Origin of the sequence: Synechococcus sp. PROS-9-1 (assembly GCF_014279775.1) — a bacterium.
GTDB lineage: Bacteria > Cyanobacteriota > Cyanobacteriia > PCC-6307 > Cyanobiaceae > Synechococcus_C.
On the sequence record NZ_CP047961.1, the window covers coordinates 1,273,970 to 1,297,975 of the forward strand.

At 53.1% G+C, this 24,006-nt stretch carries 29 protein-coding genes and 1 tRNA gene; 18 read left to right on the plus strand and 12 right to left on the minus strand.

All coding sequences use genetic code 11. The annotated features are described in order from the left end of the window. The first annotated feature begins 47 nt into the window (after positions 1-47). The 5 genes from SynPROS91_RS06700 to SynPROS91_RS06720 all read left to right on the plus strand — a co-directional run bounded on the left by SynPROS91_RS06700 (position 48) and on the right by SynPROS91_RS06720 (position 1,715). Positions 48-299 (plus strand): hypothetical protein, encoded by a 252-nt coding sequence (locus SynPROS91_RS06700; protein ID WP_048346672.1) that lies wholly within the window; start codon positions 48-50, stop codon positions 297-299. Positions 300-323: 24 nt separating this feature from the next. After that, positions 324-1,046: a peptide-methionine (S)-S-oxide reductase MsrA gene (gene msrA / locus SynPROS91_RS06705; RefSeq protein WP_186515742.1), complete on the plus strand. Its 723-nt coding sequence runs from the start codon at positions 324-326 to the stop codon at positions 1,044-1,046. 4 nt (positions 1,047-1,050) lie between these two features. Then, positions 1,051-1,212, plus strand: a complete 162-nt coding sequence (locus tag SynPROS91_RS06710) for a hypothetical protein (RefSeq protein WP_186515743.1) — start codon at positions 1,051-1,053, stop codon at positions 1,210-1,212. Between the two features lie 67 nt (positions 1,213-1,279). Continuing rightward, entirely contained in the window at positions 1,280-1,627 is a 348-nt protein-coding gene (locus SynPROS91_RS06715; RefSeq protein ID WP_186515744.1) for a hypothetical protein, read from the plus strand. Positions 1,628-1,641: 14 nt separating this feature from the next. After that, positions 1,642-1,715 (plus strand) — tRNA-Pro (locus SynPROS91_RS06720). 249 nt (positions 1,716-1,964) lie between these two features. On the opposite strand, the gene SynPROS91_RS06725 is transcribed toward SynPROS91_RS06720, so the two are convergent. Both SynPROS91_RS06725 and SynPROS91_RS06730 read right to left on the minus strand, forming a co-directional pair. After that, positions 1,965-2,189, minus strand: coding sequence for a hypothetical protein (locus SynPROS91_RS06725; RefSeq protein ID WP_186515745.1), 225 nt, complete (start codon positions 2,187-2,189; stop codon positions 1,965-1,967). 302 nt (positions 2,190-2,491) lie between these two features. Then, positions 2,492-2,959: a hypothetical protein gene (locus tag SynPROS91_RS06730; protein ID WP_186515746.1), complete on the minus strand. Its 468-nt coding sequence runs from the start codon at positions 2,957-2,959 to the stop codon at positions 2,492-2,494. 353 nt (positions 2,960-3,312) lie between these two features. On the opposite strand from SynPROS91_RS06730, the gene SynPROS91_RS06735 reads away from it, so the two are divergent. Then, on the plus strand, positions 3,313-3,558 hold the full coding sequence (locus SynPROS91_RS06735; protein ID WP_186515747.1) for a hypothetical protein: 246 nt from the start codon (positions 3,313-3,315) through the stop codon (positions 3,556-3,558). 97 nt (positions 3,559-3,655) lie between these two features. On the opposite strand, the gene SynPROS91_RS06740 is transcribed toward SynPROS91_RS06735, so the two are convergent. Both SynPROS91_RS06740 and SynPROS91_RS06745 read right to left on the minus strand, forming a co-directional pair. Further along, positions 3,656-4,918: a pitrilysin family protein gene (locus SynPROS91_RS06740; protein ID WP_186515748.1), complete on the minus strand. Its 1,263-nt coding sequence runs from the start codon at positions 4,916-4,918 to the stop codon at positions 3,656-3,658. Then, positions 4,915-6,111, minus strand: coding sequence for a pitrilysin family protein (locus SynPROS91_RS06745; protein ID WP_186515749.1), 1,197 nt, complete (start codon positions 6,109-6,111; stop codon positions 4,915-4,917). The genes SynPROS91_RS06740 and SynPROS91_RS06745 overlap by 4 nt, the downstream gene beginning before the upstream one ends. Before the next feature lie 642 nt (positions 6,112-6,753). Between SynPROS91_RS06745 and SynPROS91_RS06750 the strand changes: the two genes are divergently transcribed. Continuing rightward, positions 6,754-7,017, plus strand: a complete 264-nt coding sequence (locus SynPROS91_RS06750) for a Nif11-like leader peptide family natural product precursor (RefSeq protein WP_255439653.1) — start codon at positions 6,754-6,756, stop codon at positions 7,015-7,017. Between the two features lie 234 nt (positions 7,018-7,251). On the opposite strand, the gene SynPROS91_RS06755 is transcribed toward SynPROS91_RS06750, so the two are convergent. Then, a complete protein-coding gene (locus SynPROS91_RS06755) occupies positions 7,252-7,758 on the minus strand; it encodes a hypothetical protein (RefSeq protein WP_255439655.1) in 507 nt (168 codons plus the stop codon). 651 nt (positions 7,759-8,409) lie between these two features. Here SynPROS91_RS06755 and SynPROS91_RS06760 point away from each other — a divergent pair. The 7 genes from SynPROS91_RS06760 (at position 8,410) to SynPROS91_RS06790 (ending at position 13,948) form a co-directional block, all read left to right on the plus strand. Continuing rightward, complete coding sequence (locus tag SynPROS91_RS06760; protein ID WP_186515751.1) at positions 8,410-9,147, plus strand: phycocyanobilin:ferredoxin oxidoreductase; 738 nt, start codon at positions 8,410-8,412, stop codon at positions 9,145-9,147. Next, complete coding sequence (locus SynPROS91_RS06765) at positions 9,144-10,049, plus strand: HlyD family efflux transporter periplasmic adaptor subunit (RefSeq protein WP_186515752.1); 906 nt, start codon at positions 9,144-9,146, stop codon at positions 10,047-10,049. The genes SynPROS91_RS06760 and SynPROS91_RS06765 overlap by 4 nt, the downstream gene beginning before the upstream one ends. After that, positions 10,046-11,218: an ABC transporter permease DevC gene (devC, locus tag SynPROS91_RS06770; RefSeq protein WP_186515753.1), complete on the plus strand. Its 1,173-nt coding sequence runs from the start codon at positions 10,046-10,048 to the stop codon at positions 11,216-11,218. Before SynPROS91_RS06765 ends, devC begins: the two co-directional genes overlap by 4 nt. Before the next feature lie 4 nt (positions 11,219-11,222). After that, entirely contained in the window at positions 11,223-11,915 is a 693-nt protein-coding gene (locus SynPROS91_RS06775) for a DevA family ABC transporter ATP-binding protein (protein WP_186515754.1), read from the plus strand. A gap of 38 nt (positions 11,916-11,953) precedes the next feature. After that, entirely contained in the window at positions 11,954-12,109 is a 156-nt protein-coding gene (locus tag SynPROS91_RS06780; RefSeq protein WP_006171625.1) for a hypothetical protein, read from the plus strand. Between the two features lie 100 nt (positions 12,110-12,209). Next, positions 12,210-13,142: a glycosyltransferase family 2 protein gene (locus SynPROS91_RS06785; RefSeq protein ID WP_186515755.1), complete on the plus strand. Its 933-nt coding sequence runs from the start codon at positions 12,210-12,212 to the stop codon at positions 13,140-13,142. Positions 13,143-13,147: 5 nt separating this feature from the next. Beyond that, positions 13,148-13,948 carry a 16S rRNA (uracil(1498)-N(3))-methyltransferase gene (locus SynPROS91_RS06790; RefSeq protein WP_186515756.1) on the plus strand — a complete coding sequence of 267 codons (801 nt, stop codon included), beginning with the start codon at positions 13,148-13,150 and terminating at the stop codon, positions 13,946-13,948. Here the strand turns inward: SynPROS91_RS06790 and SynPROS91_RS06795 are convergent. After that, on the minus strand, positions 13,879-14,328 hold the full coding sequence (locus tag SynPROS91_RS06795; protein ID WP_186515757.1) for a translation initiation factor 2: 450 nt from the start codon (positions 14,326-14,328) through the stop codon (positions 13,879-13,881). The genes SynPROS91_RS06790 and SynPROS91_RS06795 overlap by 70 nt on opposite strands. Before the next feature lie 86 nt (positions 14,329-14,414). On the opposite strand from SynPROS91_RS06795, the gene SynPROS91_RS06800 reads away from it, so the two are divergent. Then, complete coding sequence (locus tag SynPROS91_RS06800; protein WP_255439656.1) at positions 14,415-15,167, plus strand: DUF92 domain-containing protein; 753 nt, start codon at positions 14,415-14,417, stop codon at positions 15,165-15,167. On the opposite strand, the gene SynPROS91_RS06805 is transcribed toward SynPROS91_RS06800, so the two are convergent. From SynPROS91_RS06805 to SynPROS91_RS06830, 6 genes are all read right to left on the minus strand, one after another. Then, entirely contained in the window at positions 15,094-15,942 is an 849-nt protein-coding gene (locus SynPROS91_RS06805) for a sigma-70 family RNA polymerase sigma factor (RefSeq protein WP_186515758.1), read from the minus strand. The two genes, SynPROS91_RS06800 and SynPROS91_RS06805, sit on opposite strands and share 74 nt — an antisense overlap. A 592-nt stretch (positions 15,943-16,534) precedes the next feature. Then, positions 16,535-17,209: a GDSL-type esterase/lipase family protein gene (locus SynPROS91_RS06810; protein WP_186515759.1), complete on the minus strand. Its 675-nt coding sequence runs from the start codon at positions 17,207-17,209 to the stop codon at positions 16,535-16,537. 25 nt (positions 17,210-17,234) lie between these two features. Next, positions 17,235-18,764 carry a phosphonate ABC transporter gene (locus tag SynPROS91_RS06815; RefSeq protein ID WP_186515760.1) on the minus strand — a complete coding sequence of 510 codons (1,530 nt, stop codon included), beginning with the start codon at positions 18,762-18,764 and terminating at the stop codon, positions 17,235-17,237. Continuing rightward, positions 18,761-19,522 carry a phosphonate ABC transporter ATP-binding protein gene (locus SynPROS91_RS06820; RefSeq protein ID WP_186515761.1) on the minus strand — a complete coding sequence of 254 codons (762 nt, stop codon included), beginning with the start codon at positions 19,520-19,522 and terminating at the stop codon, positions 18,761-18,763. The genes SynPROS91_RS06815 and SynPROS91_RS06820 overlap by 4 nt, the downstream gene beginning before the upstream one ends. Beyond that, on the minus strand, positions 19,519-20,433 hold the full coding sequence (locus SynPROS91_RS06825; protein ID WP_186515762.1) for a putative selenate ABC transporter substrate-binding protein: 915 nt from the start codon (positions 20,431-20,433) through the stop codon (positions 19,519-19,521). The genes SynPROS91_RS06820 and SynPROS91_RS06825 overlap by 4 nt, the downstream gene beginning before the upstream one ends. Positions 20,434-20,451: 18 nt before the next feature. Beyond that, positions 20,452-21,630 carry a pyridoxal phosphate-dependent aminotransferase gene (locus SynPROS91_RS06830; RefSeq protein WP_186515763.1) on the minus strand — a complete coding sequence of 393 codons (1,179 nt, stop codon included), beginning with the start codon at positions 21,628-21,630 and terminating at the stop codon, positions 20,452-20,454. Positions 21,631-21,751: 121 nt separating this feature from the next. Here SynPROS91_RS06830 and SynPROS91_RS06835 point away from each other — a divergent pair, with 121 nt between their 5' ends. The 3 genes from SynPROS91_RS06835 to ispG are packed head-to-tail and all read left to right on the plus strand — an operon-like array spanning position 21,752 to position 24,002. Then, complete coding sequence (locus SynPROS91_RS06835) at positions 21,752-22,156, plus strand: VOC family protein (protein ID WP_255439658.1); 405 nt, start codon at positions 21,752-21,754, stop codon at positions 22,154-22,156. A gap of 20 nt (positions 22,157-22,176) precedes the next feature. Continuing rightward, the gene (locus SynPROS91_RS06840; protein ID WP_186515765.1) at positions 22,177-22,782 is read left to right on the plus strand and encodes a uracil-DNA glycosylase; all 606 of its coding nucleotides are present in this window, start codon (positions 22,177-22,179) and stop codon (positions 22,780-22,782) included. Then, a complete protein-coding gene (gene ispG / locus SynPROS91_RS06845; protein WP_186515766.1) occupies positions 22,782-24,002 on the plus strand; it encodes a (E)-4-hydroxy-3-methylbut-2-enyl-diphosphate synthase in 1,221 nt (406 codons plus the stop codon). The genes SynPROS91_RS06840 and ispG overlap by 1 nt, the downstream gene beginning before the upstream one ends. Positions 24,003-24,006 lie beyond the last annotated feature (4 nt).

The window sequence follows — 24,006 nt, forward strand, 5'->3', positions numbered from 1 at the left end:
CGACAAATGATGCGTTCGGGGCTTAGCTGGATCAAAAGGTTTTAGCGATGTCTTCCAGCCCTCCTTTCGCGGTGCGCTGCACCCTCACCTTCGGGGACGTTTACGGCCAAATCTTGGCCTGGATGGCGGTGATTTTTGTGAGTTTGGCCTCTGGCCTAGCTCTCATGGGGTCATCCAAGCCGCTGTTCGCGCTTGTGGGTGTAGGTCTCATTCTGGTGTTGAGCTTGCCTTTTCTGTTATTCGCCTTTGTGACGACTTTGCTGAATCACATTCAACTGGAACCCAAATCAGTTGCCTAGGGTTTTGGCACTGGCTTAATCGCGATGCTGCCCTCCTGGCTTACCGGACAGACAACACCATCAGAGCCGTCCAGCAATCAAGGGCGGCATGTGGTGCTAGGCACTGCACTGAATGCGCCTCTCATGGACGATCAGGAAGAGGCATTGTTTGGTTGTGGCTGCTTCTGGGGCGCTGAGAAAGGCTTTTGGAGACTTCCTGGTGTGGTTTCAACAGCCGTTGGTTATGCAGGTGGAAAGGTCGAAAACCCAAGCTATGAGCAAGTTTGTAGCGGCCGTACAGGCCACTCGGAAGTGGTGCGTGTGGTGTGGAGCACGACAGCGATTGATTTCAGTGATCTGCTAAAGCTGTTTTGGGAATGCCACAACCCAACGCAAGGCGACCAACAAGGCAACGACCGAGGCAGCCAGTATCGATCCGCGATTTATACCAGCACTGAACATCAAGCAGAGCTGGCAAGCGCAAGCCGTGATTGGTATCAGACAGCCTTGAACAAACAAGACAGTGCTGCAATCACAACAGAGATCGCGGCCGATCAAGTGTTTTTTAGAGCCGAGGAGTACCACCAGCAATACTTGGCCCGACCAGGCAGCAGGCCTTATTGCTCAGCCATGCCAAGCGGTGTGTTGCTCGGAGACTTCGCAGGTGCAAACTACAAGCTTCCCAGTTCTGTTTGGAGCAACTACGACTGGTCCATCAGTCACTGTGTTTTGCGCGGTGACAACAGTCCTATTTCTCTGAAGGCTTAAACCCATGAACAACGCCTTGCCAGACAGGGTCGTCATGGCGGCGATTGCGCTCACACTTGTTGTGGTGTTCGTTTTGATCTTCAGTCTGAGGCCCAATAACAACAACTCAGAGCCATTCCTGTGGAAAGAGCAATCCAACCCAAGCAGGAGCTCCTTGGCGATTTGATCACAAACAGAGTTTTGAGAGTGAAAATTCGCTTATTTAGATCCATCAAGGCAGCTAAAAAAGGTTCGTGAAGCCCTCACCTGACCCACGCCAGCGCCGTCGGCTCCACCCATTGCCTAAGGGATTGGTAGAACTTTATGGCTTGATTGCCGTGTTGGTTGTGCTCATTCCTGAGTGGCTCGCAGATGGAACGCTTGCCTTGAACGAGCGTCCTAGCCGCTCCGCAATGCCGATGACCAGCAGAGCTTGGCGCACACTGCCTGAGCTCCAGCTGGCTTCGATGACGCTCAATGAGTTGCGTCTGCTTGCAAGGGATTTGCGACTTTGGGGATACAGCAGCGATCCCCGCAACGAATTGACAGAACGCCTGCTGAAACGTTCCAAACGGTTCAACAAAGCGGGGAATGCGCTGTGATAGCTTCCTTCTGACGGGGCGTAGCGCAGCTTGGTAGCGCACCACTTTGGGGTAGTGGGGGTCGTGGGTTCAAATCCCGCCGCTCCGATTTCAAACAAAACTCAAATCCCTTTTACGAAGCCGGTTCTTTAGGACCGGCTTTTTTATGACCTGCAATGTCGCTCTAAAACCTTAAAGCTGACTTATGAAGTTCACACGATGGATGAAGATCTCAAAAAAACAGACAGAGTTGATGACTGCTGGTCATCGAGGAGAACATCTTGGACAACACTGACGAGTGATTTAGACCCTTTTCACCACTTCACAAGCGACTCCTCGAGGATGCGTTGCTTCATCCTCACTCCCAGCTAACTGTGCAGCGATAGGAGGTCTCGCCACCCATGCCGATCTCTATGGATGTGCATGAAGTACCGGTCACTTTTTTGCCTTGCGGAACTTTGGACAAAGCTCTGCTTGTCGCAACATCTTCATCCATCGCCTCTTGAGTAGCCGATCCAGCAAAGGCACTCCCGAAGGTACCAATCATCAAGGCAACCGCTGCAAACGAAAGAATGGATTTCATACAAAAGAGATCGTGACGATGAACTCTTTTTAGCAACACATTCAGCACTTGCCAGCAAGCCAGACCTTAACTCTTAGCCGAAGGAACATTTAATAAAAAGATTGAGGCCATGAATCCAGCCAAACAACAACTCCATATTCATGCGCAAATTGAAGCGAGCTATACTCATTTAAATATCAATTCTGAAGGTAAAATGATTAGAATCCATAGCAAATAGAACAATCTTGCAACATTTTTTATATAATTAATTGCTCAACAATAGCGTAGCGTCCACTATCAAAGGCAGGGAGAACATATTGTCACTATTTAGCTTCAAATAGCTCTCCAGCCATTGACTTATAGCGCTTCAGAGATGCGCCTGGACGACGCCTACGATCACGCAAGCCTTGGCCAGGCAGAAGCATCACGGGTGCAAAGTTAACTGGCGGAGATGACTCAACTAATTCTTGGGAATCCGCTAGCTCTTGAGCAATGGATTCGGCTGTCGTCATTGCCGGCTTTATATCATCGGTGGAAGGTTTTAACTCATCTGCTTTGAGTTCAGATTCACTTGGAGCAGAAGTTGAAGTTGAAGTTGAGACAGATGCAGTCGTAGGAGCAAGGGGGCGGAGAAGCACCAATCCAACCAACAAAGCGAGAAGTGAGATCACTGTGCTGGGGAGGCCGAGTGAACGGCCCAAGAAATTCCAAACAATTCCCGAGCCAGCGAGACCAAACACACCAATTGCCGCAAACAGCGGAGCGATCAGCTTGGGAAGCAAATGTTTCATCAGAGCATTTTGGCGAGTTTCGGGCCTTTGCCGTGAGTCAGCTGATCAGACCCAGCCAACCTCATCGAGAATGATTCCATAAATCACACTCAATCTCGGACAGCAGCAACTGAGAATCATCATCTATACTTGATCACCGCTAGATTGATGTAATAAATGACAGATTTGAATAGACATCAATTCAAGACATCCTGAACAGGAATTGAGTGCATCCAGCCTTGAACATCCAGCGATGACAATCAAGTAATACATCATTGGCCTGATTAATTCATTTTATACCAATCTCTTCTTCTTTTGGATAAAAAGAGCAAAGCCAACCGCCTTAATCTAATTTATATCGTATTGATATTTAAATGGACTTGCAGCTCGGCAGGCTAAACAGACTGGATCAGATCTCATTGGCACATCCATGGATTCCCAAACGTGATTTGATTCTCATTCTTCATCACACTTTCCACAGATTTGCAGATCAATACTCTGGACAGAAACTACAAATGCAGCTGGATCGCTGGACCAACATGGCCTGCAGCATCTCAGAGCATGAAATGAAAGACTTCATGTCCCGCGTGAAAGAATTTGCTGTATTTGAAGACAAGTAATGTTTCCTTCCATAGAGAATCACTGATCAGTGAAAAATATACTTTGTTCCTCCTGCCTAGGCCTTAGTTTTCAAACAACCTAAATTTTTTCAGAAGCTCACTGTTTACTAAGCGCTTGGTGCCATCGCTCAGCCAATGATTCGATGGCAGATTTTGGTCCACAGAGGCTGAGAAGAGGATGAGTCAGATGGCGAGATGCAGCCAAACGCAATGCCGTGCCATCAAGGGTCTCCATAACCTCCATACAGCGATGGTCGTGGTTGTCGGGTAAGCCAAGACCTCTGAGCTGAGCACGACGCTCCGCTCTCTGACCTGTTGTTTGCGAGGCATGGGCCAACTGACCACGAAATTTGGCACGCGCCAGATTGAGATCTGCGCTCACAAGCGTGTGATCGATCAGTTCCTGCCAACTCATGATCAGCAGGTTCAAGGTGGTTAAGGCCTTATCGACTGCGGTGGAAGCATGCAAAACAAAAGGTGAGGACTGTGCTCTTGCTGGATGGTGAACGCCTACGTCGTAGGCCACGCCATGGTCTTCGCGAAGACGGCGGAATAGCAAGCTGGACATCCCGGTACCCAAATGGGTTTGCAGCAAACGAAGAGCAAGATCGTCTGGGTGTCCGTGAGGAAGCGTGGGCTGACCGAGCATCAGCACGACCTGCTCTGTGGTCTGAGGGTGAAGGTAAACCGTTTGTTCCCCGCTCAGAGATCCTTGATCACTCGACTCTTTGACGAGCAGATCAGGTTCAGCTGATTTGGATTGAGGGCAAATTCCGTCTGCTTGAAGCTGGTCCAACAATCCCGCTGGAATCGAACCCGACAACGCCAAAATCGCTCCCTCGGCGCTGAGGGATGTGGCAATCGGCCGAAGAGACTCTGCGTTGAGTTGCTCCAACTCGCCAGCAACTCCGAGGGGGTCATGGCCATAGGGGCCCACGCCATAGGCCAAATGGCGCCAGCCATCAAAGGCCAGATGGAAGGGATCTTCTCGCTGACGCTGCAACGCCTGAACACTCAACTCCCGCTCCAGAGTCACCTGATCGGCTTGCAGATGGGGTTCATGAACCATCGAGCTCAACAAGGGAAGCAATTGAGGGCTATCGAGATCCCGGCATTTCATGCTGATCAGCAAGCCGTCTTCGTTGGTGTCGCAACGCAGGCCAGCGCCACAACCCTCCACGAGATCGGCCATTTGCATGGCATCGAGGGATCCACACCCGCGAGTTAGCACGGATGCCAGCAGTTGATGCGCTCCCCTCTGGCCGATCGGATCAGCGGCGCTTCCGCGACCGATCCACAATTTCGCGGCCAACACCCCTGGTGTCTGAACCGGATCCAAAACCAAATCGGTCGTGCTCACTCCGAGTCCTCCGGCAAGGCCAGCAGCGTGAACGCTTGGTCAGGTTGCAAACGAGGTAGCAGAGACTGTTGCAAACGCTCCACCTTCCAGGTCTGCAGATGACTGAGCGGAGACAACAACGTCTGGGTTCGCCCCCATAGGGATTGGGATCCAGCAATTGCAGCCACGGATCCTGGTGCTTCCAAGCTAAAGCGAAGGCCATTCCCCACCAACTGCTTTGCTCGATGCAGTTCCTCATCACCGATGGCATCCACCGTTGCCCGTTTCAATTCCTCCTCAATCACGGCTTCCACCTGCTCGATCTGGTCTTCAGGGCAGCAGGCCTCCAACATCACCACACTTCCCTGTTCCATCACCGTGACGTCCATATCAATGGATTCGACGATTTGTAGGTCTTCCCTCAAGCGTTGCACCAAACGACTACGCCTCCCCTCCGCCAGAAGCGTGGTCGCCAGGTCGGCACCCATCACGCTGTCTTGATCGTTGGCGGCAGCCATCGGCCATGCCATCAGCAAACGAGCTGCTTCTAGGCGAGGGAATCGGATGCTTTGGCGTCCGCTTTGAAACGCAAGCGAACGCGAAGAAGATGCTGTTTCATCCCCCTGATCAAGACTGGCTTCGAGCTCGGCGAGCTGGCTCGAGTGAATCTGCTCCAACAAGGTCGATGTCACAGCGCCACTAATGGCCAAACAACAGTTGGGACCGCGATACCTCCTGTTGTGAAATTGGCGCATCACCTCTGGAGTGCTGTCGAGCAAACTCTGTTCCCAGCCAAGAATTGGACGGCCATAGGGGTGCTGTCCAAAACCCTGAGACAACAGGGTTTTGAATACTTGTTCGTCGGGTTGATCTCGGTACTGGGCAATTTCTTCCAGCACCACATCCCTCTCCATGCCATAGGCGTCATCTCTCAGCGCGGGATTAAGCACGAGGTCAAGCAACAGGTCGAGGGCGTTCTGAGCGCAACTGGATGGCACCAAGACGTGAAAGTGCACATCATCAAAACCTGTTGCCGCATTGCTGCTGCCACCAAGAGCCTCAATCCGACGATCGAATTCTCCAGCCTGCAACGTTGCACTGCCCTTAAACACCATGTGCTCTAAAAAGTGAGCGAGACCCTCTTCCCCCTGGTCTTCCCAAACGCTTCCTCCTCGACACCAAAAGTCGAGACAGGTGAGGTCTGCATCTGGCATCAGCGCACTCACGGTTCGACAACCATTTTTCAAAAGCTGATGATGCAGCTCAGGGCCGGAGGCGATCTTGTTCAGGGTCCCGTGGCAAGACCCCAGCTTCTTATTGGCAAAATCAGATTCGTTGCTACGACTCAAATCTATTGATGGCCACTGACCTCTACTGACACTACGGGCTGACCTGATAACCATTGAAGAACGACTCAACGAGTGCCGACCAGCTGTGATTGCTTATCAGTCTTATAGAGAACAGTTTGACGATGAAAGGGAAGAAGCGCTGTCCAGCGGTTGGGAAATCTGACAACTTATGGACACTGTTAGTGAACAAGAGGCTCAGATAGAGCTGGAAGGATGAGAGAGACCTAGTCCAGGACAATCCCCTGGGGGCAGCACCTCGTCCTGGCGGTGGCCAATAGCACCAGAACTGGAAGTCTTCATGGGGACCAACGAGATCTGATGGGCACAGCCTTAACGGTTCTGAGAATCAGAGGGGAAAGCTCTAGAAGCGCAGGCGACGCAGACAAAACTTGATGAACTAGAACGACCAATCGTTGCGAGATAGTATAAATACTTAAGTAATAATTTTTTATAGTAATTGCAGCCAAATCCATTGCAAAATAATTGCTGAGATCAAAAAGAATAATCGTGCTTAAAGAAGTCCAACCTTTTGCCTTCTACCACTCTTCCGAACGACGTAAGCAAGCAATAGCTTTCTTAGACAAAGTGATCAATGACTACAAGTTACGTGACAGAGTTAGTACTGCAAATAACAATGATGGCTTAGTGAGGATTGCCAAAGAAGCCGGATTCAACCCTTCAGCTGAAGACATTTGGCTGTACGAAGACCGAAGTTTTAAAAGAAAGGCCGGACTTCGTGGATGGTATTTTCATTCTCTTGAATCCAACTAGGCCTTTGCTTGTGCGTAGTTTTAGTGCATAGACTTTCAGACTTGAAAAAAATACTCTGCGACCACTGAGGGGAAATGCCGTTCGCGTTCACTCAGCAATCAATGAACCACCTCAAACGAGATCCGACAGAACGACCCACGATTGACATAGACCAGGATATATGAGCCAAGATCAACTAAAGTTTTGATTACATCAACACTGTAAGTACTGCAATCTTCTGATCTGCTATCCGATTCAAGCCATACGTTCTTCTGAACCTCCAATCGCAAAACCTCTTCTACCCAATTCATACATCTCTTGGTGAATACTGGATGACTCTCTCTGAAACCAATCAGCATATTTAGGCACTTCAACTTTTTTCACTCCTAAGTCATAGAATTTGTATTCAAGGGTTATAAAGTCTCCACCTTCTGTTTTGTATCCCAGCTCTAGCAAAACCCTTCCATTGTCAGTTGGAAGATTAATCTCTGCGCTGTTCTGACTGGTCGTCGTTTCTATTGTCAAAGAAGCGCTTGTCCTATCTCCCGAGACGTCCCTTATCCTTAAGAATAGAGCAGAATTAAAATCGCTGTCTATTAGCATTTTCGTGCCTCTTCTGATTTTCCAATTGCATTGGATCATTCCAGGCTGAAGACTGCAAATGAAGCTAGACAGATCTTTATTGCCGCTCTTGGAGAGAGAATTCTTTAAGAATAAACCCAGCTTAAAAAAGAGATGCTTCATGCCAGAAAATTTACTCATCTATCTTTTAAGAGATCTCAGGAGATCACGCCTGAAAACTTCTGATGTCTTAATGAGGGTATCAAAAGATACGCTTACAGGCTGGTCATTGCAAAACAAATCTTCTTAAATACTGATCTAGAGCCGCTACACTTGCCTTGGCGAGCAGACATGATCAGAACTACTATTAGACATTCATATCGGTGATATTTATTCAACTTATCATTTATTGCTTATTGCTGAACGAGGAGATGAACAGCAGGCAGCAAGCAACTAACCAACACTCAACTCCCTGGATGACATAAAAACAGGAAGCACATCTACTAACGGAGAAGCACGTCACCTTCTCCCAGGACGTTCAAAGTCAACAGGTCTAGCGGCTTTTGAACAAAACACCTGTATCTGCTCTATGAGCAGCGAAAGGCCATCAGCAGAGGCTGCCTAGCTCGTGGAGAACCATGTCCGAGGTGCGTCATCAAGGCTTAAAAACTCTCCACGCTTGATCTGTTCCCGCAACACCCTCAAGTAACCTTAGATATCCAACAGATGGCCCATAGCCACTGACATATCGCTGACACAACAGTGACTGAGGGTTAAGCAAACTCCCGTCATAGCCTTGATCAGTTGACTAGTCATGGGTAGCCCCATCCTGTGCTGTCCCTCGCTGGACTGATGTCCGAATCCACCAACGGTCTTGAATTGCATCCGCTGGTGACCTCATTAGCGGAGCAAATTCGCACGTGTCGGACGGCCCTCCCTGACCTGTCCCCTCTGGCTGTAGACCCGGCATTAGAGGCGATCAGCGGCATGCTCGATGGTGAATCCCTCTTCATTCGCAACGAGCTGCATCAATGCCTTGGTCTACGCAAACTCCATCTTGAAATTGCTCGACTGGGCATGGGATTGCAGATCCTTCACTGCGTCTTTTTTCCAGATCCCAGATTCGACTTACCCATCTTTGGTGCCGATATTGTTGCCAGCAAAGCTGGGATTTCAGCAGCCATCGTTGATCTCTCACCGGTATGCACCTCGTTACCCGATGCGGTGAGTCAACCGCTCAGTGCACTGCAATTGCCACCATTTCAGCAAGTGAGAGATCTACCCGCATGGGGGACCATTTTTTCTCCCTATGTGAAATTCATTCGCCCCGTGGATGAGCAAGAGGAGACATGGTTCGTTGATCTCGTCGCTGAATACCTCAACATCCTTCGACAAGCGATTCTGGCAACCGCTCCCAATGATCTTGATGAACTACCTACGATCAAACGTCATCAAGGCCAACTCTCCTATTGCCGGCAACAGAAACGCAACGACAAGACCCGACGCGTCTTAGAGAAAGCCTTCGGCAGCGCTTGGGCAGATCGCTACATCGAGGAGATGCTCTTCGACGATCCTCCTCCTCTTCCATGAAGCAATTTCCGCTGTGGGTGATGGTTGGAGTCCTAGGAGCTGTCGTTGTCGGTGCCGGTGTCTGGATCACCCGCAGGCCTGCACCGGAATCCTTACCTGCTGCTGCAGTTCCAACAGTTCTTGCACCGGAAGCGGTGGCTGCCCTTGGCCAACTCAAGCCTGCTGGTGAAGTGCGTCGCTTGGCGGCTCCAGTGAGTGGGTTTGGCGGCACACCACGCATTGCCGCCCTGCTGGTGAAGGAAGGGGAGCGGATTCTCAAGGGTCAACCCTTAGCGATCTTTGACAGCCGCCCCCAAATCGAAGCCGAAATCGCTGAAGTGAACGCTCAAATCCAATCGGCTGCGCTCGAAGTGGAACTTCAACAGCGAGAGGTTTCTCGCTATGCAGCCGCGGCCAAAGTAGGAGCTGCTGCGATGGTGGCCTATGAGGAAAAACAGGATGAACTGAGACGCTTCCAACGCGAAGGTGTCGAGCTGATCGCAAAGCGACGAAGCCTCGAGACCGATCTTGCTGACAGCGAGTTGCTGTCTCCGATTGATGGCGTTGTACTCAAAATTCACAGCCGCGTTGGAGAGCGTCCTGGCAACGACGGTGTGATGGAAGTGGGAGCCAGCCAAAGCATGGAGGCCCTGGTTGAGGTGTACGAGTCGGATATCAATCGAATTGCAATCGGCCAGTCGGTCAGCTTGATCAGCGAAAACGGCGGATTCAAAGGAACACTCGAGGGCCGTGTCGAGCGAATCACTCCACAGGTGCGACAGCGAAAAGTCCTTTCAACCGATCCCACCGGTGATGCCGATGCCAGGGTCATTGAGGTGGATGTCGTTCTTTCGCCAACGTCGGCAAAGAGAGTGACTCAACTCTCCGGTTTGAAAGTGATTGCCCGCTTCAAGACCCCATGATCCGAGCCTTTTGGCAGCGGCGCAGGATCCCATTGGCATCCTTAATGCTCATCCGCCAGCCCGTGCGTTTGGCGGTTGCTCTGGCAGGCATCAGCTTTGCCGGAATTCTGATGTTCATGCAGCTGGGCTTTCGCGACGGCTTGTTTGACGCCAGCGTCACCGTGCATCGTTTATTTGATGCCGACATCGTTTTAATCAGCCCGCGCTCCACCAGCTCCGTAAGCATGGCCGGCTTCCCTCGTAGGCGACTGATTCAAGCCATGGCCTCTCCTGAAGTGGAAGGGATTACACCCGTCCACTGGAATCTGCTGCTTTGGAGGAATCCAGAAACCCTTGGGACACGATCGATTCTTGCGTTGGGATTTGAGCCCGGCCATCCCCTCTTCACCGATCCAACGCTGGCAGCAAAAGCCAAGCTGCTCACACAGAAAGGCCGGGTCTTATTTGACGAAAAATCGCGAGCAGAATTTGGTCCTGTAGCCGAATGGTTTCGTGAGGGACGCACCGTTGAAAGTGAAATCAATGGCAAAAGAGTTCGCGTCGCCGGCCTGATTGGACTCGGGGCTTCTTTTGGTGCTGATGGCAACTTATTAACGAGCAGCGAAACATTTTTGGATTTAATTCCAAACACCCCTTCAGGAAGCATTGAAGTGGGCTTAGTGCGCCTTAAGCCTGGAAGTGATGCAGAGCAGGTGGCTCAACGCCTCCAATCTCAGTTACCAGACGATGTGACCGTGCTGACCAAGCAGGGATTCATCGATTTCGAGCAAAATTACTGGCGTACAAGCACATCAATCGGCTTCATTTTTACCCTTGGCGCCGCCATGGGCTTCGTGGTGGGCTGCGTGATTGTTTATCAGGTTCTGTATTCAGATGTCAGCGATCATTTGCCCGAATACGCCACCCTGATGGCGATGGGTTACAAGCTCAATAGTTTGCTGGGAGTTGTGGTCAGAGAAGGCCTGTTGCTTGCTCTGTTTGGCTACTTGCCGGCTTACGCCGCCGGACAGGGCCTGTACCTTTTGGTGCGTAACGCCACCCAGTTGCCAGTGGCGATGAACACGGTTCGAGCCGTGAGCGTGTTCAGCATGATCTTGATCATGTGCATGCTCTCCGCAGGTCTTGCCATGAAACGACTTGTTGATGCTGATCCGGCGGAGATCTTTTAAGGCGATGGGCACTAGTGCACTCACAGTTGATATCCATGCTCTGAGCCATTGGTACGGCAACGGCTCCACCCGCAGGCAGGTTCTGCAAGGCGTGGACTTACAAATTTCTGCAGGTGAGGTGGTGCTGCTCACCGGGCCTTCCGGCTGCGGCAAAACAACCTTGCTCACCTTGATCGGAGCATTGCGAAAGGTTCAGGAGGGCGATGTTGATGTGTTTGGGCAGCAGCTACGCGGAGCAGCTCGAGGCCAGCGTCAGCGCTTGCGCCGTCGCATTGGCATGATTTTCCAGGGCCACAATCTTTTGCGCTGTCTCACCGCTGAACAAAATGTTCAGATGGGCGCTGATTTGTTGCCCAATCTTGGCTACAGGGCTCGTCGCGATCAAGCACGGGAGTGGTTGCGATCTGTGGGACTTGAAGACGAATTGGGAAAGCTTCCCCATGACCTTTCCGGGGGCCAAAAGCAGCGCGTAGCGATCGCCAGAGCCCTTGCAGCCAAACCTCAGCTCCTACTAGCCGATGAACCAACCGCTGCTCTCGACAGCGGCACAGGCCGAGAAGTTGTTGAGTTGTTGAAGCGGCTAGCTCGCGAACAGTCGTGTTCTGTGCTGATGGTGACGCACGATCCGCGCATCCTTGATGTGGCAGATCGTCTTGTTCGAATGGAAGATGGGCGTCTTTACCAGACGATTCGTTAAGTTGGTCTGAGTAAAAGAATTGGAATCTTCCAGAACGCATGGCTAAGCGCAGAAACCTCAAGAAGGAAAAGCAGGAGCGCAATCGCGCTTACGCCCGCAAATTTAAAAAGCGCAAGCTTCGCAACGATGGCCGTGGTGAAGGTGCTGGTAACGGAGTAACCGGTACGGCGAACAACGGTGGTGCTGCGGATTGATCGCTTAGGCGTGACCCTGCATCGTTTGCATCAAGAGAGGGGGAGACCCCTCTTTTTTGATGGCTTTAGGCTGAACCCCTAATGCCTCTGTTTCACGCGGATGTTCATCAGCGTCGTCATCCCCACTTACAACCGGCGCTCCATTCTTGAGAAGTGTCTGCAGGCCCTGGAACATCAGGATCCCAGCGGAGAGATCGAGACCTACGAAGTGGTTGTCGTCGATGACGGTTCCAGCGATGGCACTCCCGACTGGTTGCGTCAAAACGCAGCTCGATTCCCCCATGTCCGCCTTGTGGAACAACAACATGGCGGACCTGCCGAAGGTCGTAATCGCGGCGTTGATCATGCCAAAGGAGATGTGATCGTCTTTATCGATAGTGATTTAGTGGTCACATCTAGCTTCTTGGCATCCCATGCCCGAGCTTTAAGTCGACGTTGGAATCAGCAGGGAAATCGTCTCTGTTTCACCTACGGAGCCGTCATCAATACGGCCAACTTTGATCAACCAACGGCAGAACGCCACAAACTGCGTGATCTCTCCTGGGCGTACTTCGCAACGGGAAACGTGGCGATCGACCGTGAAGTTTTGGAGCGTTCAGGGTTATTTGATCTTGGATTCCGCCTTTACGGATGGGAAGACTTGGAGCTCGGCGAGCGGCTCAGGCAAATGGGTGTTGAACTGGTGAAGTGTCCAGAAGCGGTTGGGTATCACTGGCATCCAGCCTTTCGCCTGGAGCAAATCCCAGACCTGATTCGCGTGGAGCGGGAACGAGCCCGCATGGGATTGGTTTTTTATCGCAAGCACCCCAGTCGGCGGGTCCGGTTCATCATTCAGTTCACGTTGTTGCATCGCTTGCTTTGGTCCTTGCTCACGATCGGAGGGCTGCTGAATGAACACAGCCTTCGGCCACTTATGTCATGGCTGATTCAACGGGGCCAACCATCCCTGGCTCTTGAGTTGTTGCGCCTTCCCCTCAACAGGATTGGGGTTGAGGCGCTCTATCGCGAAGCCCGACAAGCTGGCTTGAACTGAACCGAATGGTGGCGGAGCTGCGTCGATTACTGATCGAGCCCAACCGATTGGCTGATCTTGATGGCAATGGATGCCTAGTGCTCAGTGATGACGAACGTCATTACCTCCGCCGTGTTTTACGGCTTCGTGCTGGAGCAGCTGTGGCGGTGGTGGATGGCCGCGGCCATCTTTGGGAAGGATGCCTACAGGAGGAGGGACAGCTCCTGCTCCCTGGAAGTTGTACAACCACAACCCCAGCCAGCACCCCTCAGCTCGGCCTTGCGATTGCTCTGGTTCGACGTGGCATGGATGACGTCATGCGCATGGCTTGTGAGTTGGGCGTGGATTGCATCCAGCCCTTGCAAGCAACGCGATGTACACCCCAAGCGGACTACAAACCAGAGCGCTGGCAGCTGATCCTCAAAGAAGCGGTCGAGCAATGCGAGCGGCTTTGGATGCCCCAGCTCCTACCTCTGGCATCCACGGAAGACTGGTGGACGATGCCAAACAGCAGCGAAACGCTGGCAATTGCCACCACACGATTAGAAGGGCTCACTGCATTGGAGCCTTGGTTGCGGCGCCAGACCCCTGGAGACAACAGGATCTGGCTTGCGATTGGCCCAGAGGGAGGCTGGGACCCTGAGGAACAAGCGCAAGCCCTGAGGGAAGGATGGTCACCCATCAGTCTCAATGAGGATATTTTGCGCTCTTCCACAGCCGCAATTGCCGGGGTGGTAACGCTCAGCAGTTGGCGTCGTCAGCTTTTGAACAGTTCTGAGGCCATGTCCTTGAAACCCTTCAAATTTCGGCCCGGACGACGAGGCTGAGACCGAAGATCACGACCAGGCCGAAGCATCTCTGGAGCAAAGGTGCTGAGCGTTACGACAGGACGGGCCGCTTCTGCCTCTGCAAGGGCAGCTGCAATCGCTTGCGCAGTTGTTAGGGAGCCTGAAGAGGCAACTGGAGCAGATGCAGCTGGTGCAGAAGCTGTAACTGGAGCCGAGGGCGTCTTGACCGCTTGAGCTGGTTTGGCGGTCTCAACCGTGCTACTTCCATCTGTTGGTTTGGAGATGGCGGGTATCGGCGCAAGAATCTCCTCTTCACTGTCCTCGACAGGAAGATCTCGCACAGGCGCCATCTGAATCGCCTGGTCGGTCGAAGTGCCTTCCTCGAGGTTGAGGAAAAAGCCTTTGCTCTTCAGAGCCATGCCAGGTTCCGGTGGACAACGTGGGCTGATTATCCAACCCAAACAGGCTGAATGGGCTGATGCTTAGGGCAGTGCAACACAGCTCGATGGTTTTGCCCGACCAAAACATCACGATGTGGGGAATAGCCCTGCTTCTCAATGGCGTGCTGATCGCCTTTGCGCAGCGCCTTCCCCTCCTGACACGCATGGGTTGGGTGCATGCAGGAATCCTGGGAACCATTCTTTGGGGCTGCCTCGGTTGGAGAGGCTGGATCGCAGTAGTGATCTATCTCGTCTTGGGATCACTGGTCACGCGCCTTGGCTTTGCACAAAAACAAAAGCAAGGGCTTGCAGAGGCGCGTGGAGGCCGTCGAGGACCAGCAAACGTTTGGGGATCTGCCTTCACTGGCACGGTGATCGCCCTTTTGATTGGAGCAGGCATTGGCTCCGCAACGCTTTTGCTGATTGGATTTGCAGCCAGCTTCGCGGCCAAACTTGCTGACACCTTTGGCAGTGAGATCGGTAAACGCTGGGGACGAACCACCGTTTTGATTACGAGTCTTCGCAGAGTGCCAGCAGGAACGGAAGGTGCCGTGAGCTTGGAAGGCACCCTGGCGAGTGCCGCCGGCAGCCTGCTGATGATGCTTGTGATGGCCGGGCTATCGGTGTTGACCTCTCCCACGGCGATGATCGTGGTCGCGATTGTGGGTCTAATCGCAACCCTGCTGGAAAGCCTGCTGGGAGCTCTGGCTCAAGAGAAGGTCAGTTGGTTAACCAATGAGGTCGTTAACGGGTTGCAAACCTCTTGGGCCGCCGTCTTGGCGATGCTGATCGCGGTCCCTTTGGGACTTGCTGGTTGACGAGAGGCTGTGCGGTAGAGGATTTTGCTGCCTGTCGCAACATGCTTAAAGCCGCTCGAATGGATTTGCGAAGCAACCCTGGGTGAACCTTCTCTCGCAAGGCAAGATCTTTGATAGGAATGTTGTCGACATAGCGAGCAAGGAGCCAGGAACGCTGTTGCGGCTCAAGGGTCTGCAACGCATCCTGCAACCACCGAAGGGTTGTCTCATCTAAAGATGAAGGCACGGATGAGGAATCCTCGATCAGATCGAGCAGGGAGCTTCTCAGCCCTCCTTCTACCGCCTGAATCGATGGTGCAACATCCAGCGATTCCACATGACCGAAGGCATGAGCGATCAGGGCCTCTCGCCAACGTTGAGGGCTCACGCGGAGGGATGCAGCGAGGCCTGGCTCATCCAGTGGCTCGAGTCTCTGCTGCAAGCGTTGAGCCTGAAGACGCATGCCCCGACGATGCAAGTCCTTCAAGCGCCAAGGAATCCTCAGCGTGTGTTGACGATCACGACGGAAATGCAGGATTTGACCGTGAACTCTTGCCAGGACATAGGTGCTGATCCGCAATCCGCGTTGAGGGTCGAAATTGGCTATTCCATTGATCAACCCCAAACGACCCTCTTGAACTAAGTCGTCTTGCTCACCTGGATAACGAGCCGCCTGGTAGATGGCGGCATGGTGTGCCAATCCAAGGTGTTCGAGCACAGCATCGTTGCGTTCAAGGATTAGCTTTGGCAACGATCTGCGCTGCTCGCGCCGTCGAAGACATTGGTTGGATGGCATAACGCGTGGGTTGATACGACCCTTTCAACGTCGCTTTGATCTCCCAATCTCCCCTCCTTCTTTTCAGTGAAAAGATCCACTCGAAAGGATGAAAGCCAGTTCATCCTTTCGATGCCTACTCCTCACGCTGGGGAAGATTGATTAATCCACAAGTCCACTTAGCCCACTAAAACAATAAATCAATGAAGATCCTGGATAGACTCAAAAAAAAAGAATTGTACCAATGAAAGAAAATTCTCATCTATTATCTTTTTACTTTTCCGCCTACGTTAGCTATTACTTGCTAGTTTAACTATTGCTACCCAGCCTAATCAAACTGGCTAATACTTGCCAGCCTGCACCAAGAAACATATCAACACACCAAAAACAAACCAAAGATGCGTAGAAGTAACCTCTGGTCTTCTCACGGCAACAATGAAGCGAGGAAGGAAAATGTAAAAAGAGCAAATAAGATTTGGCGGAATCTCATTACCCTTGTTTTTGGTGCCCGCTTATATTAACGAGCTCTACTTCAATACTGGTAGTAATCAGCACTAATCCTTGTATTAAAAAACACCCTTAGCAAGGATTGCAGGAGTGAAGGGTTCAACAACTAAATAGTTGGTGTGAACTGACGGTGGGGCTCTAGACCAGCCCAATTAAGAAGGGGCTTCCAACCCTGAAGACGTTGATGAATCCAGTAATGACCTGTGCTGTTGAGATGAATCCCATCGGGTTCCAACCAGGTGAGCCAATCAGGCTCTGCTGCCATCGCTCGGTGCAGACTTAAAAACGGAACATCGGCCTCCAGGCATGTTTCCTCCAATTGCGCTTCATGGATGGCCACTGCCTCATTGCTGTACCAAAGACAGTCAGCAAAAGGCATCACTGCTTCATCAACAACGCTGAGCCCCATCACCATGACTTGGGTGGCAGGCGTCATCGCCGCAAGCAATTGCTCCAGCCCGAAGCGAAACGCTTCAGCGCTCAATTGCTGCCGTCCATCGAGCCTCCCAACCCGTGCACTGTCATTCAGTCCCACCGAAAGGAGCAGACCATCGGGCTTCTGACGACGGAGTTCACCGCGGCAACTCCACTCTTGCTGCCAACGCTGAGCGACGCACTCCAGTCCATCCCCACGAATGCCAAGCCCGTACACCACTGGAGCAGATGGCATCGTCATCCATTGACGCCTCAAGCGTTCACACCATCCACCCCCCTCTGGATCACCCCATCCGTACACACCGCTATCACCGATCACGACAAGCTGGCGGGGCGCTGTTGTCATCACTGGCGGGCACGCAATCCAGATGTCAGCTTTGCAGCCAGAGCGAACGGCAACGATCACTGAGCGACTCCCCACTGATCGTGAGGGCGCAGTAGCAACAAAGCACTAAGACCACCGCTGCCCAATGAAAGGAGCTGAGTGATTCCAGCAGCTGCCAGCCCAAACCACTTCCACCAATCACTCCCACCACCACTGTTTCGCGGAGAATCACATCGCTGCGGTAGGCCCCGTAAGCCAGATAACTAGGGCTTTGAGGACTGAGCAGGCCGTAGAACCAACTCATCCGCTCCGAACTTCCCATCGCTCTGAGAGCCACTTGACGCTGGCCACTTTGTTGATGAAGACCTTCGAGCAGCAAACGCCCCATCACCCCACTGTTGTGAAGACCAATCGCCAAGGCACCAATCGCCAGACTCGGCCGATTGCTGAGCAGCAACAGAAGCACCATCAATGGTGGGGGAATCCAACGCATGCAGGCCCAGAACATTGAGCAGCACTGATGCCACCTTGGCGAGGGCCAAAGGAGCAAGGCCAGGGGGGGAAGTCCGATCGCAATCCCCGCAGCCAACACGGTGAGACCCAGCGTTTCCAAAATCATGCGCAACCAAGGAAGTTCAATGGCGGCCGCATTCAGTTGGGTCCAAGAAGGAACCTCCATCCCGATCCAGCTGAGTCCTGAAAACTGATCAGGAACGATGAGCCATAGCCAAAACGAGCCGATCACTCCCAAAACAACCGCCAATAGTCCGAACAACAAGATGCGACGCTGACCATGAACGCCGACTCCAGACCGTTCTCGCCAAAACCTCAACAGCTGCTCAAGAATCAGCATCACGGCCGCGAGAACCCACAAACCTGTCCACAGCTCGCGGAATTGCAATGACTGAAGGGTGAGCTGCAGTTCGGTGCCAAGCCCTCCCAAACCAAAGACCCCGAGCAAGGTGGCGCTTCGCAAGGCACATTCGAGCCGGTAGCCGCCGTAGCTCATCAAAACGGTTCCCATCCCTGGGTTGAGAGCCGTCATCAAGGCAGACAAAGGGTGCACCCCAGCACTGATCAAGGCGTTGAGAGGACGGTGGTCTGCGCTGTCGAGATGATCCCGCCAAATCCTTGCGACCAGAGCGCTGTAAGGAATCGCGATAGCGGCAACTGCAACGTAGGGATGGAGCCCAAACACCTGCAGAAGCAACAGGCCCCAAACCAGCTCGTGCACTGCTCTTGGAATCGCAAGTACCCCTCGAAGCCCCCTCGCTGGCCAGGAGGAAAGCGTCCAGCTTCTCCAGACCACATCCGAGCAAGCGCTGCCGAGCAGCACACCAAACAACAAACTGAGACTCCAGCTCAACAAAGCCGTGGCCATGGTGACGCCAAGGCCATGCCAAACCGCATGCAAAACATCGGCATCCATTGATGGATGCAGGGCTCCTGAAAGGCATTGCTGCCAAATCGACAGCCCGCCTCCATGCAGCCCCGTCCAAGTTACGATCAAAACGGGCACCATTGCCATGGCAGGCAACAAGGTGAGCAGGGGTGCCGCTAGTTTCAGGCGGTTCATCCGGCCTCGTACAACCTGGAAAGGTCGGCAGGAGTGAGTTGATTTGAAGGCTGGTCCATCACAAGCTCCCCATCCTGCAAACCGATCACGCGATCAAAGCGATGAACGAGTTCGGGTTGATGCAAGCTGATCACAATCGCCTCAGCGCCACAATTCAGCTGCCCCTCTGGCGAACGATTCAGCAAGTGATCCAATAACTCATTGGCAATCGCAGGATCCAAATTCGCGATCGGTTCGTCGGCCAGGATCAGTTGCGGCTGCTGACGCAGCAAACGAGCAAGAGCCACGCGTTGTCTCTGCCCTCCGGACAACTGGCGGATCGGAGCATCGATCAATCCACGCTCGATGAGATCGGTATCCAGACCGGCTCGCTGAAGGCAATGCTTGCAGGCGGATTGATCCACGTTGAACAACAGGTTGGCCAATCCCCAGATCAGGTTGTGACGGCCCAACGCGCCACTGTTGACGTTTTGGCCAACGCTCAGCTCCTCGACAAGCAGCAGGTCTTGCCAGAGCATTCCGATCTCCCTTTTTTTGCGGCGAGGCATGGTGCGAATCGAGGCACCGCGCCAACGCACCTCTCCCTGTTCCACCCGAAGACTGCCATTAGCGATGGCCAGCAAGGTGCTCTTGCCAGCCCCGCTCCGTCCCAACAAGGCGATCCGCTCTCCTTCGGAAACCGAGAGGGAAATCGAACGCAGTCGATCTCCTCTCGGGCCACTCAGGCTGACGTTCACTAACTCAAGGAGAGAGGTCAACGGATCTTGCCGAGCTGACGACCCACCTCCTCAATGGGTTGATATTGAGATTCCTGCGCTGGAATGAAACGCTTGGCAGAAAACAGCTCCAAGATATTTTTCTGCCGCTCGCTGGTGGGGGTTAAACCAAACATGGCCTGCTGGAGTTTGGTTGTGAATCCCTTCCCAAAGCGTTGATCAAGATTGGGTCGTACCACCCAGTGGTAATTCCCAAAAGGAGGGGTTTTCCAAATCACCTTCACCTTTGTGGGATCTACTTTCCCGTTCTTGACGGCCACATTCCAGACAGGCTCACTAAGAGCACCAGCCTGGTAAGAGCCGCTCTGCACCAAAGCGATCGTGGCATCGTGGCTTCCACTGAAGCCTGCTTGTCCGCCAGCGAATTGCTTCGGGGTCACCCCTGCTTGGGCCAGAAAATGCTGAGGCATCAGTCGTCCCGACGTGGAACTTTCTGATCCAAAGGTGAAGCGCTTTCCTTTAAGGGATTTCAGACCATCAATGCTGATAATTGGTTGTAAAGCTGTTGAAGTATTGGCAATAAAAACGCTATTGAACTTTGCATCGATCGCCCGTTGTGCCAAAACCTGGGCACCTGGAGTTTGAAGACGGGCCTGAATACCTGTGAGCCCTCCGAACCAAACAAGATCCAGACTTCCGGCTCTAAAGGCACTCACGGCTGCTGGGTAATTGCTCACTGGCACATAGCGCACAGGAACCTTGAGTGTGTCGCTTAGTTCTGCAGAAAGTTGGCCGTAACGACGGTTCAACCGCTCGGGGTTTTGATCGGGTATCGCTCCGATGCGAAGTGTTGCTTCCGCGTTAGCGGGAAGGACCGTTGCGCCCTGGCTACAAAGAAGCGCCATAAGAACAACGGCCCCTTTTTTTCGGACCCGAGTCCAAGGATTGGTCATGCTTGAAAAATGATGGCGTTAGGGATGAGTCAGCAAACTCTGAAACCGACTCAGTCCATCCGAAATCGTCTCACGCGAGACAGCACATGAAAGCCTCACGCAACGATCATCGCCAAAGGCCCCACCAGGAACAATCGCCAAGCCTTCCTCCTCAAGAGCACGCTCACAAAAGGCCAGCGAATCAGTAATGGCATCAGGCAAGCGAGGAAACGCATAAAACGCGCCTCTTGGCGGCACAAGGGTGATGCCCTCCATCTGTTGAAGCCCATTGCAAAGCTCAGCACGCCGCGTGTTGTAGCTAGCGGCCATTGCATGGACGCAGTCCCGAGACCCTTGTAGCGCTGCCAATGCTCCCCGTTGCGCAAAGCTGCACACATTGCTGGTGCTTTGGCTTTGCAGGGCGGCCGCGGCCTTAATCACCGTGCTGTCACCACTGAGATATCCGAGTCGCCATCCGGTCATGGCCCAACCTTTGGCAAAACCATTCACCACAAAACATCGCTCTCTGAGATCTGGAGCTATAGCGGCAAAACTATGGTGAGATTCACCATCTTCCAACAGATATTCATAGATCTCGTCGCTCATCACCATCAGGCTTGGATGCTTTCGCACCAGCTCTGCCAAGGCTTCCAGTTCACTGAGGTTCAACACACGGCCCGTTGGGTTGCCCGGTGAATTGAGAACCAAAACCTTGGTTGCTGGGGTGATGGATTGTTCGATCAAGTTCAGATCAAGGCCAAACCCATCGCTTGCTGACGACGACACCTTGACCGGCTTTCCCCCTGCCAAACGAACAATTTCCGGATAACTCAACCAATACGGAGCCGGAATGATGACTTCATCGCCTGGGTTCAAGAGAACTTGGAACAGGTTGTAAATCGCCTGTTTGCCGCCATTGGTCACCAAGACCTGATCGGTGGTGGTGGGGATGTTGTTTTCAAGACTCAATTTCTGGGCGATGGCAGCACGCAGCTCTGGATCGCCAGCAGCGGGGCCATACCGAGTCATGCCATCCCTGAGGGCCTGGATCGTTGCCTCAACAATGAAATCTGGGGTCCCGAAATCAGGCTCTCCTGCACTCAAACTGCAAACATCTACACCCTGCTGCTGCAGGGCTTTTGCTCGGGCGCTGATGGCAAGTGTGAGCGATGGCTGCAGAGCCAAAGCTCGGTGCGAGAGAGATAGAGGGCCTGGCATCAGCACGGCACCCCCTCGATGGATGCTCGGATATGTGAAACATCATCCTGCCTGATGTGGCGTCAGTGACAACACCGATGTGCTGATGACAGCCTGGATCGAAATGTTGACCATGCCGAACATGTCAGCTGGAACGACCTCAATGAGTTGGGTATTGGCGGCCAACAATCCCCAATCTCTCGCTGAGTTTTATGCGGAGGCTTTGGGATGTTCGTGCCGTGTAGGGCTGTCTGACCAGCACTGGATGGTGTCTCTACCAACCGGAGGAACGCTTCAGATTTATCGCCCTTCTCGTCAACGGCCTTGGCCCATTCGCGGTGCGGCCCTTGCCCCTTGTTTTCAACGGATCGGAACCGACCATCCAGAGACGGAGCTCGGATGTTGGATCGAGCAACTCGAAGCGTTGGGGGCGCGGCGACGCGAAGCCGCTCGTCTCGAATCGTTTGGAGCGGAATGCTGGATGGAGGATCCTGAGGGGCAGCCCTTTCTCACCTTGGTGCTGCCGCAAGGTGCCGTGGGCTCATAGGGTTTTGAGCTGAGCTGCCCATGCGCGTGTCGTTAGAAGACTTCGAGGCATCCTGTCTCCAATGTCAACGCTGTGACTTAGCGAAAGAACGCCAGCATGTTGTGGTTAGTCGCGGGAATCCTTCAGCGCGGCTGATGGTGGTAGGTGAAGCACCAGGGGCTGATGAGGATGCTCAGGGGCGTCCCTTTGTTGGGCGTTCCGGCCGACTCTTGGATGCATGCCTTGCAGATGTCGGTCTTGATCAAACCGACGACACCTACATCTGCAACTTGATCAAATGCCGGCCCCCTGGCAATCGGCGTCCAACCCCAGCTGAGCTCAAGGCCTGCAGACCGTGGCTGGATCGTCAAATTCTTGAGGTCAATCCGGAGATCCTGCTCCTTCTTGGAGCGACAGCCACAGCGACCCTGCTCGAATGCCGCACACCGATTAGTCGCTTAAGGGGTCAGTGGACGGAATGGCAAGGGCGTTATGTGATGCCGAGTTTTCATCCCTCTTACCTGTTGCGCAATCCTTCAAGAGACTCTGGTAAGCCCCGCTCGCTATTCATGGCTGATCTAGCCAACGTCAAGCACGCTCTGAACGGGGTTGTGTCAGGGTTAACCCAAGATTCAAGCGATCCTTGATGACCGCCTCGCAGCGATACGACACAAAGATTCATCGCCGGGTGACTCGCACGGTGATGGTCGGCGATGTACCGATTGGGAGTGAGCACCCGATTGCGGTGCAATCGATGATCAATGAGGACACGCTTGATATCGACGGTTCGGTCGCGGGAATCCGTCGTCTTGCCGATGCAGGCTGCGAAATCGTGCGGGTCACGACTCCGTCGATCGGTCATGCCAAAGCGATGGGGAAGATTCGCTCAGCGCTTCAAGCTCAGGGATGCAACATCCCCCTCGTGGCCGATGTCCATCACAACGGCACGCGCATCGCCCTAGAAGTCGCGAAGCACGTCGACAAAGTGCGCATCAACCCTGGGTTGTTTGTTTTCGACAAACCGGATCCCCATCGCCAGGAGTTCAGCCAAGACGAGTTTGATGCGATTGGAGATCGGATCAAAGAAACGTTTGCTCCTCTCGTGAAGGTGCTGAAAGAGCAGAACAAGGCCTTGAGGATTGGAGTCAATCACGGCTCCTTGGCTGAACGCATGCTGTTCACCTATGGGGACACCCCTCAAGGCATGGTCGAGTCGGCCATGGAATTCGTGCGCATTTGCGATTCACTCGATTTTCACAACATCGTGATTTCGATGAAGGCTTCCCGTGCGCCCGTGATGCTGGCGGCGTACCGATTGATGGCCGACACCATGGATCGGGAAGGGTTCAACTATCCACTGCACTTGGGTGTCACCGAAGCAGGTGATGGCGACTACGGCCGCATCAAGAGCACGGCCGGAATCGCAACGCTGCTAGCGGAAGGACTTGGAGACACCATCCGGGTGTCTTTAACAGAAGCTCCTGAAAAGGAAATTCCTGTGTGCTTCTCGATCTTGCAAGCGCTTGGAATCCGCAAAACGATGGTCGAATACGTGGCCTGTCCGAGCTGCGGTCGCACTTTGTTTAATCTTGAGGAGGTCCTCCATCAGGTCCGAAACGCCACCTGTCACCTCACCGGTCTCGACATTGCGGTAATGGGTTGCATTGTCAACGGTCCTGGCGAGATGGCTGATGCTGACTACGGTTATGTCGGCAAAGGGCCTGGAGTGATCGCTCTCTATCGCAATCGTGATGAGATCCGAAAAGTACCCGAGTCTGAAGGTGTAGAAGCCTTGGTTCAGTTGATCAAAGACGACGGTCGCTGGGTTGAACCGACTGATGTCGTTAAGGTGCTGAAAAGGCCCTAGTGGA

Bases quoted from the DNA above. Each gene is read 5' to 3' on its own strand.
- SynPROS91_RS06700 (WP_048346672.1), top strand. From the start codon at position 48: ATGTCTTCCAGCCCTCCTTTCGCGGTGCGCTGCACCCTCACCTTCGGG.
- msrA (WP_186515742.1), top strand. From the start codon at position 324: ATGCTGCCCTCCTGGCTTACCGGACAGACAACACCATCAGAGCCGTCC.
- SynPROS91_RS06710 (WP_186515743.1), top strand. From the start codon at position 1,051: ATGAACAACGCCTTGCCAGACAGGGTCGTCATGGCGGCGATTGCGCTC.
- SynPROS91_RS06725 (WP_186515745.1), bottom strand. From the start codon at position 2,189: ATGAAATCCATTCTTTCGTTTGCAGCGGTTGCCTTGATGATTGGTACC.
- SynPROS91_RS06730 (WP_186515746.1), bottom strand. From the start codon at position 2,959: ATGAAACATTTGCTTCCCAAGCTGATCGCTCCGCTGTTTGCGGCAATT.
- SynPROS91_RS06735 (WP_186515747.1), top strand. From the start codon at position 3,313: ATGGACTTGCAGCTCGGCAGGCTAAACAGACTGGATCAGATCTCATTG.
- SynPROS91_RS06745 (WP_186515749.1), bottom strand. From the start codon at position 6,111: ATGCCAGATGCAGACCTCACCTGTCTCGACTTTTGGTGTCGAGGAGGA.
- SynPROS91_RS06755 (WP_255439655.1), bottom strand. From the start codon at position 7,758: ATGAGTAAATTTTCTGGCATGAAGCATCTCTTTTTTAAGCTGGGTTTA.
- SynPROS91_RS06760 (WP_186515751.1), top strand. From the start codon at position 8,410: ATGTCCGAATCCACCAACGGTCTTGAATTGCATCCGCTGGTGACCTCA.
- SynPROS91_RS06765 (WP_186515752.1), top strand. From the start codon at position 9,144: ATGAAGCAATTTCCGCTGTGGGTGATGGTTGGAGTCCTAGGAGCTGTC.
- devC (WP_186515753.1), top strand. From the start codon at position 10,046: ATGATCCGAGCCTTTTGGCAGCGGCGCAGGATCCCATTGGCATCCTTA.
- SynPROS91_RS06775 (WP_186515754.1), top strand. From the start codon at position 11,223: ATGGGCACTAGTGCACTCACAGTTGATATCCATGCTCTGAGCCATTGG.
- SynPROS91_RS06780 (WP_006171625.1), top strand. From the start codon at position 11,954: ATGGCTAAGCGCAGAAACCTCAAGAAGGAAAAGCAGGAGCGCAATCGC.
- SynPROS91_RS06785 (WP_186515755.1), top strand. From the start codon at position 12,210: ATGTTCATCAGCGTCGTCATCCCCACTTACAACCGGCGCTCCATTCTT.
- SynPROS91_RS06790 (WP_186515756.1), top strand. From the start codon at position 13,148: ATGGTGGCGGAGCTGCGTCGATTACTGATCGAGCCCAACCGATTGGCT.
- SynPROS91_RS06795 (WP_186515757.1), bottom strand. From the start codon at position 14,328: ATGGCTCTGAAGAGCAAAGGCTTTTTCCTCAACCTCGAGGAAGGCACT.
- SynPROS91_RS06800 (WP_255439656.1), top strand. From the start codon at position 14,415: ATGGTTTTGCCCGACCAAAACATCACGATGTGGGGAATAGCCCTGCTT.
- SynPROS91_RS06805 (WP_186515758.1), bottom strand. From the start codon at position 15,942: ATGCCATCCAACCAATGTCTTCGACGGCGCGAGCAGCGCAGATCGTTG.
- SynPROS91_RS06810 (WP_186515759.1), bottom strand. From the start codon at position 17,209: ATGACAACAGCGCCCCGCCAGCTTGTCGTGATCGGTGATAGCGGTGTG.
- SynPROS91_RS06815 (WP_186515760.1), bottom strand. From the start codon at position 18,764: ATGAACCGCCTGAAACTAGCGGCACCCCTGCTCACCTTGTTGCCTGCC.
- SynPROS91_RS06825 (WP_186515762.1), bottom strand. From the start codon at position 20,433: ATGACCAATCCTTGGACTCGGGTCCGAAAAAAAGGGGCCGTTGTTCTT.
- SynPROS91_RS06830 (WP_186515763.1), bottom strand. From the start codon at position 21,630: ATGCCAGGCCCTCTATCTCTCTCGCACCGAGCTTTGGCTCTGCAGCCA.
- SynPROS91_RS06835 (WP_255439658.1), top strand. From the start codon at position 21,752: ATGTCAGCTGGAACGACCTCAATGAGTTGGGTATTGGCGGCCAACAAT.
- SynPROS91_RS06840 (WP_186515765.1), top strand. From the start codon at position 22,177: ATGCGCGTGTCGTTAGAAGACTTCGAGGCATCCTGTCTCCAATGTCAA.
- ispG (WP_186515766.1), top strand. From the start codon at position 22,782: ATGACCGCCTCGCAGCGATACGACACAAAGATTCATCGCCGGGTGACT.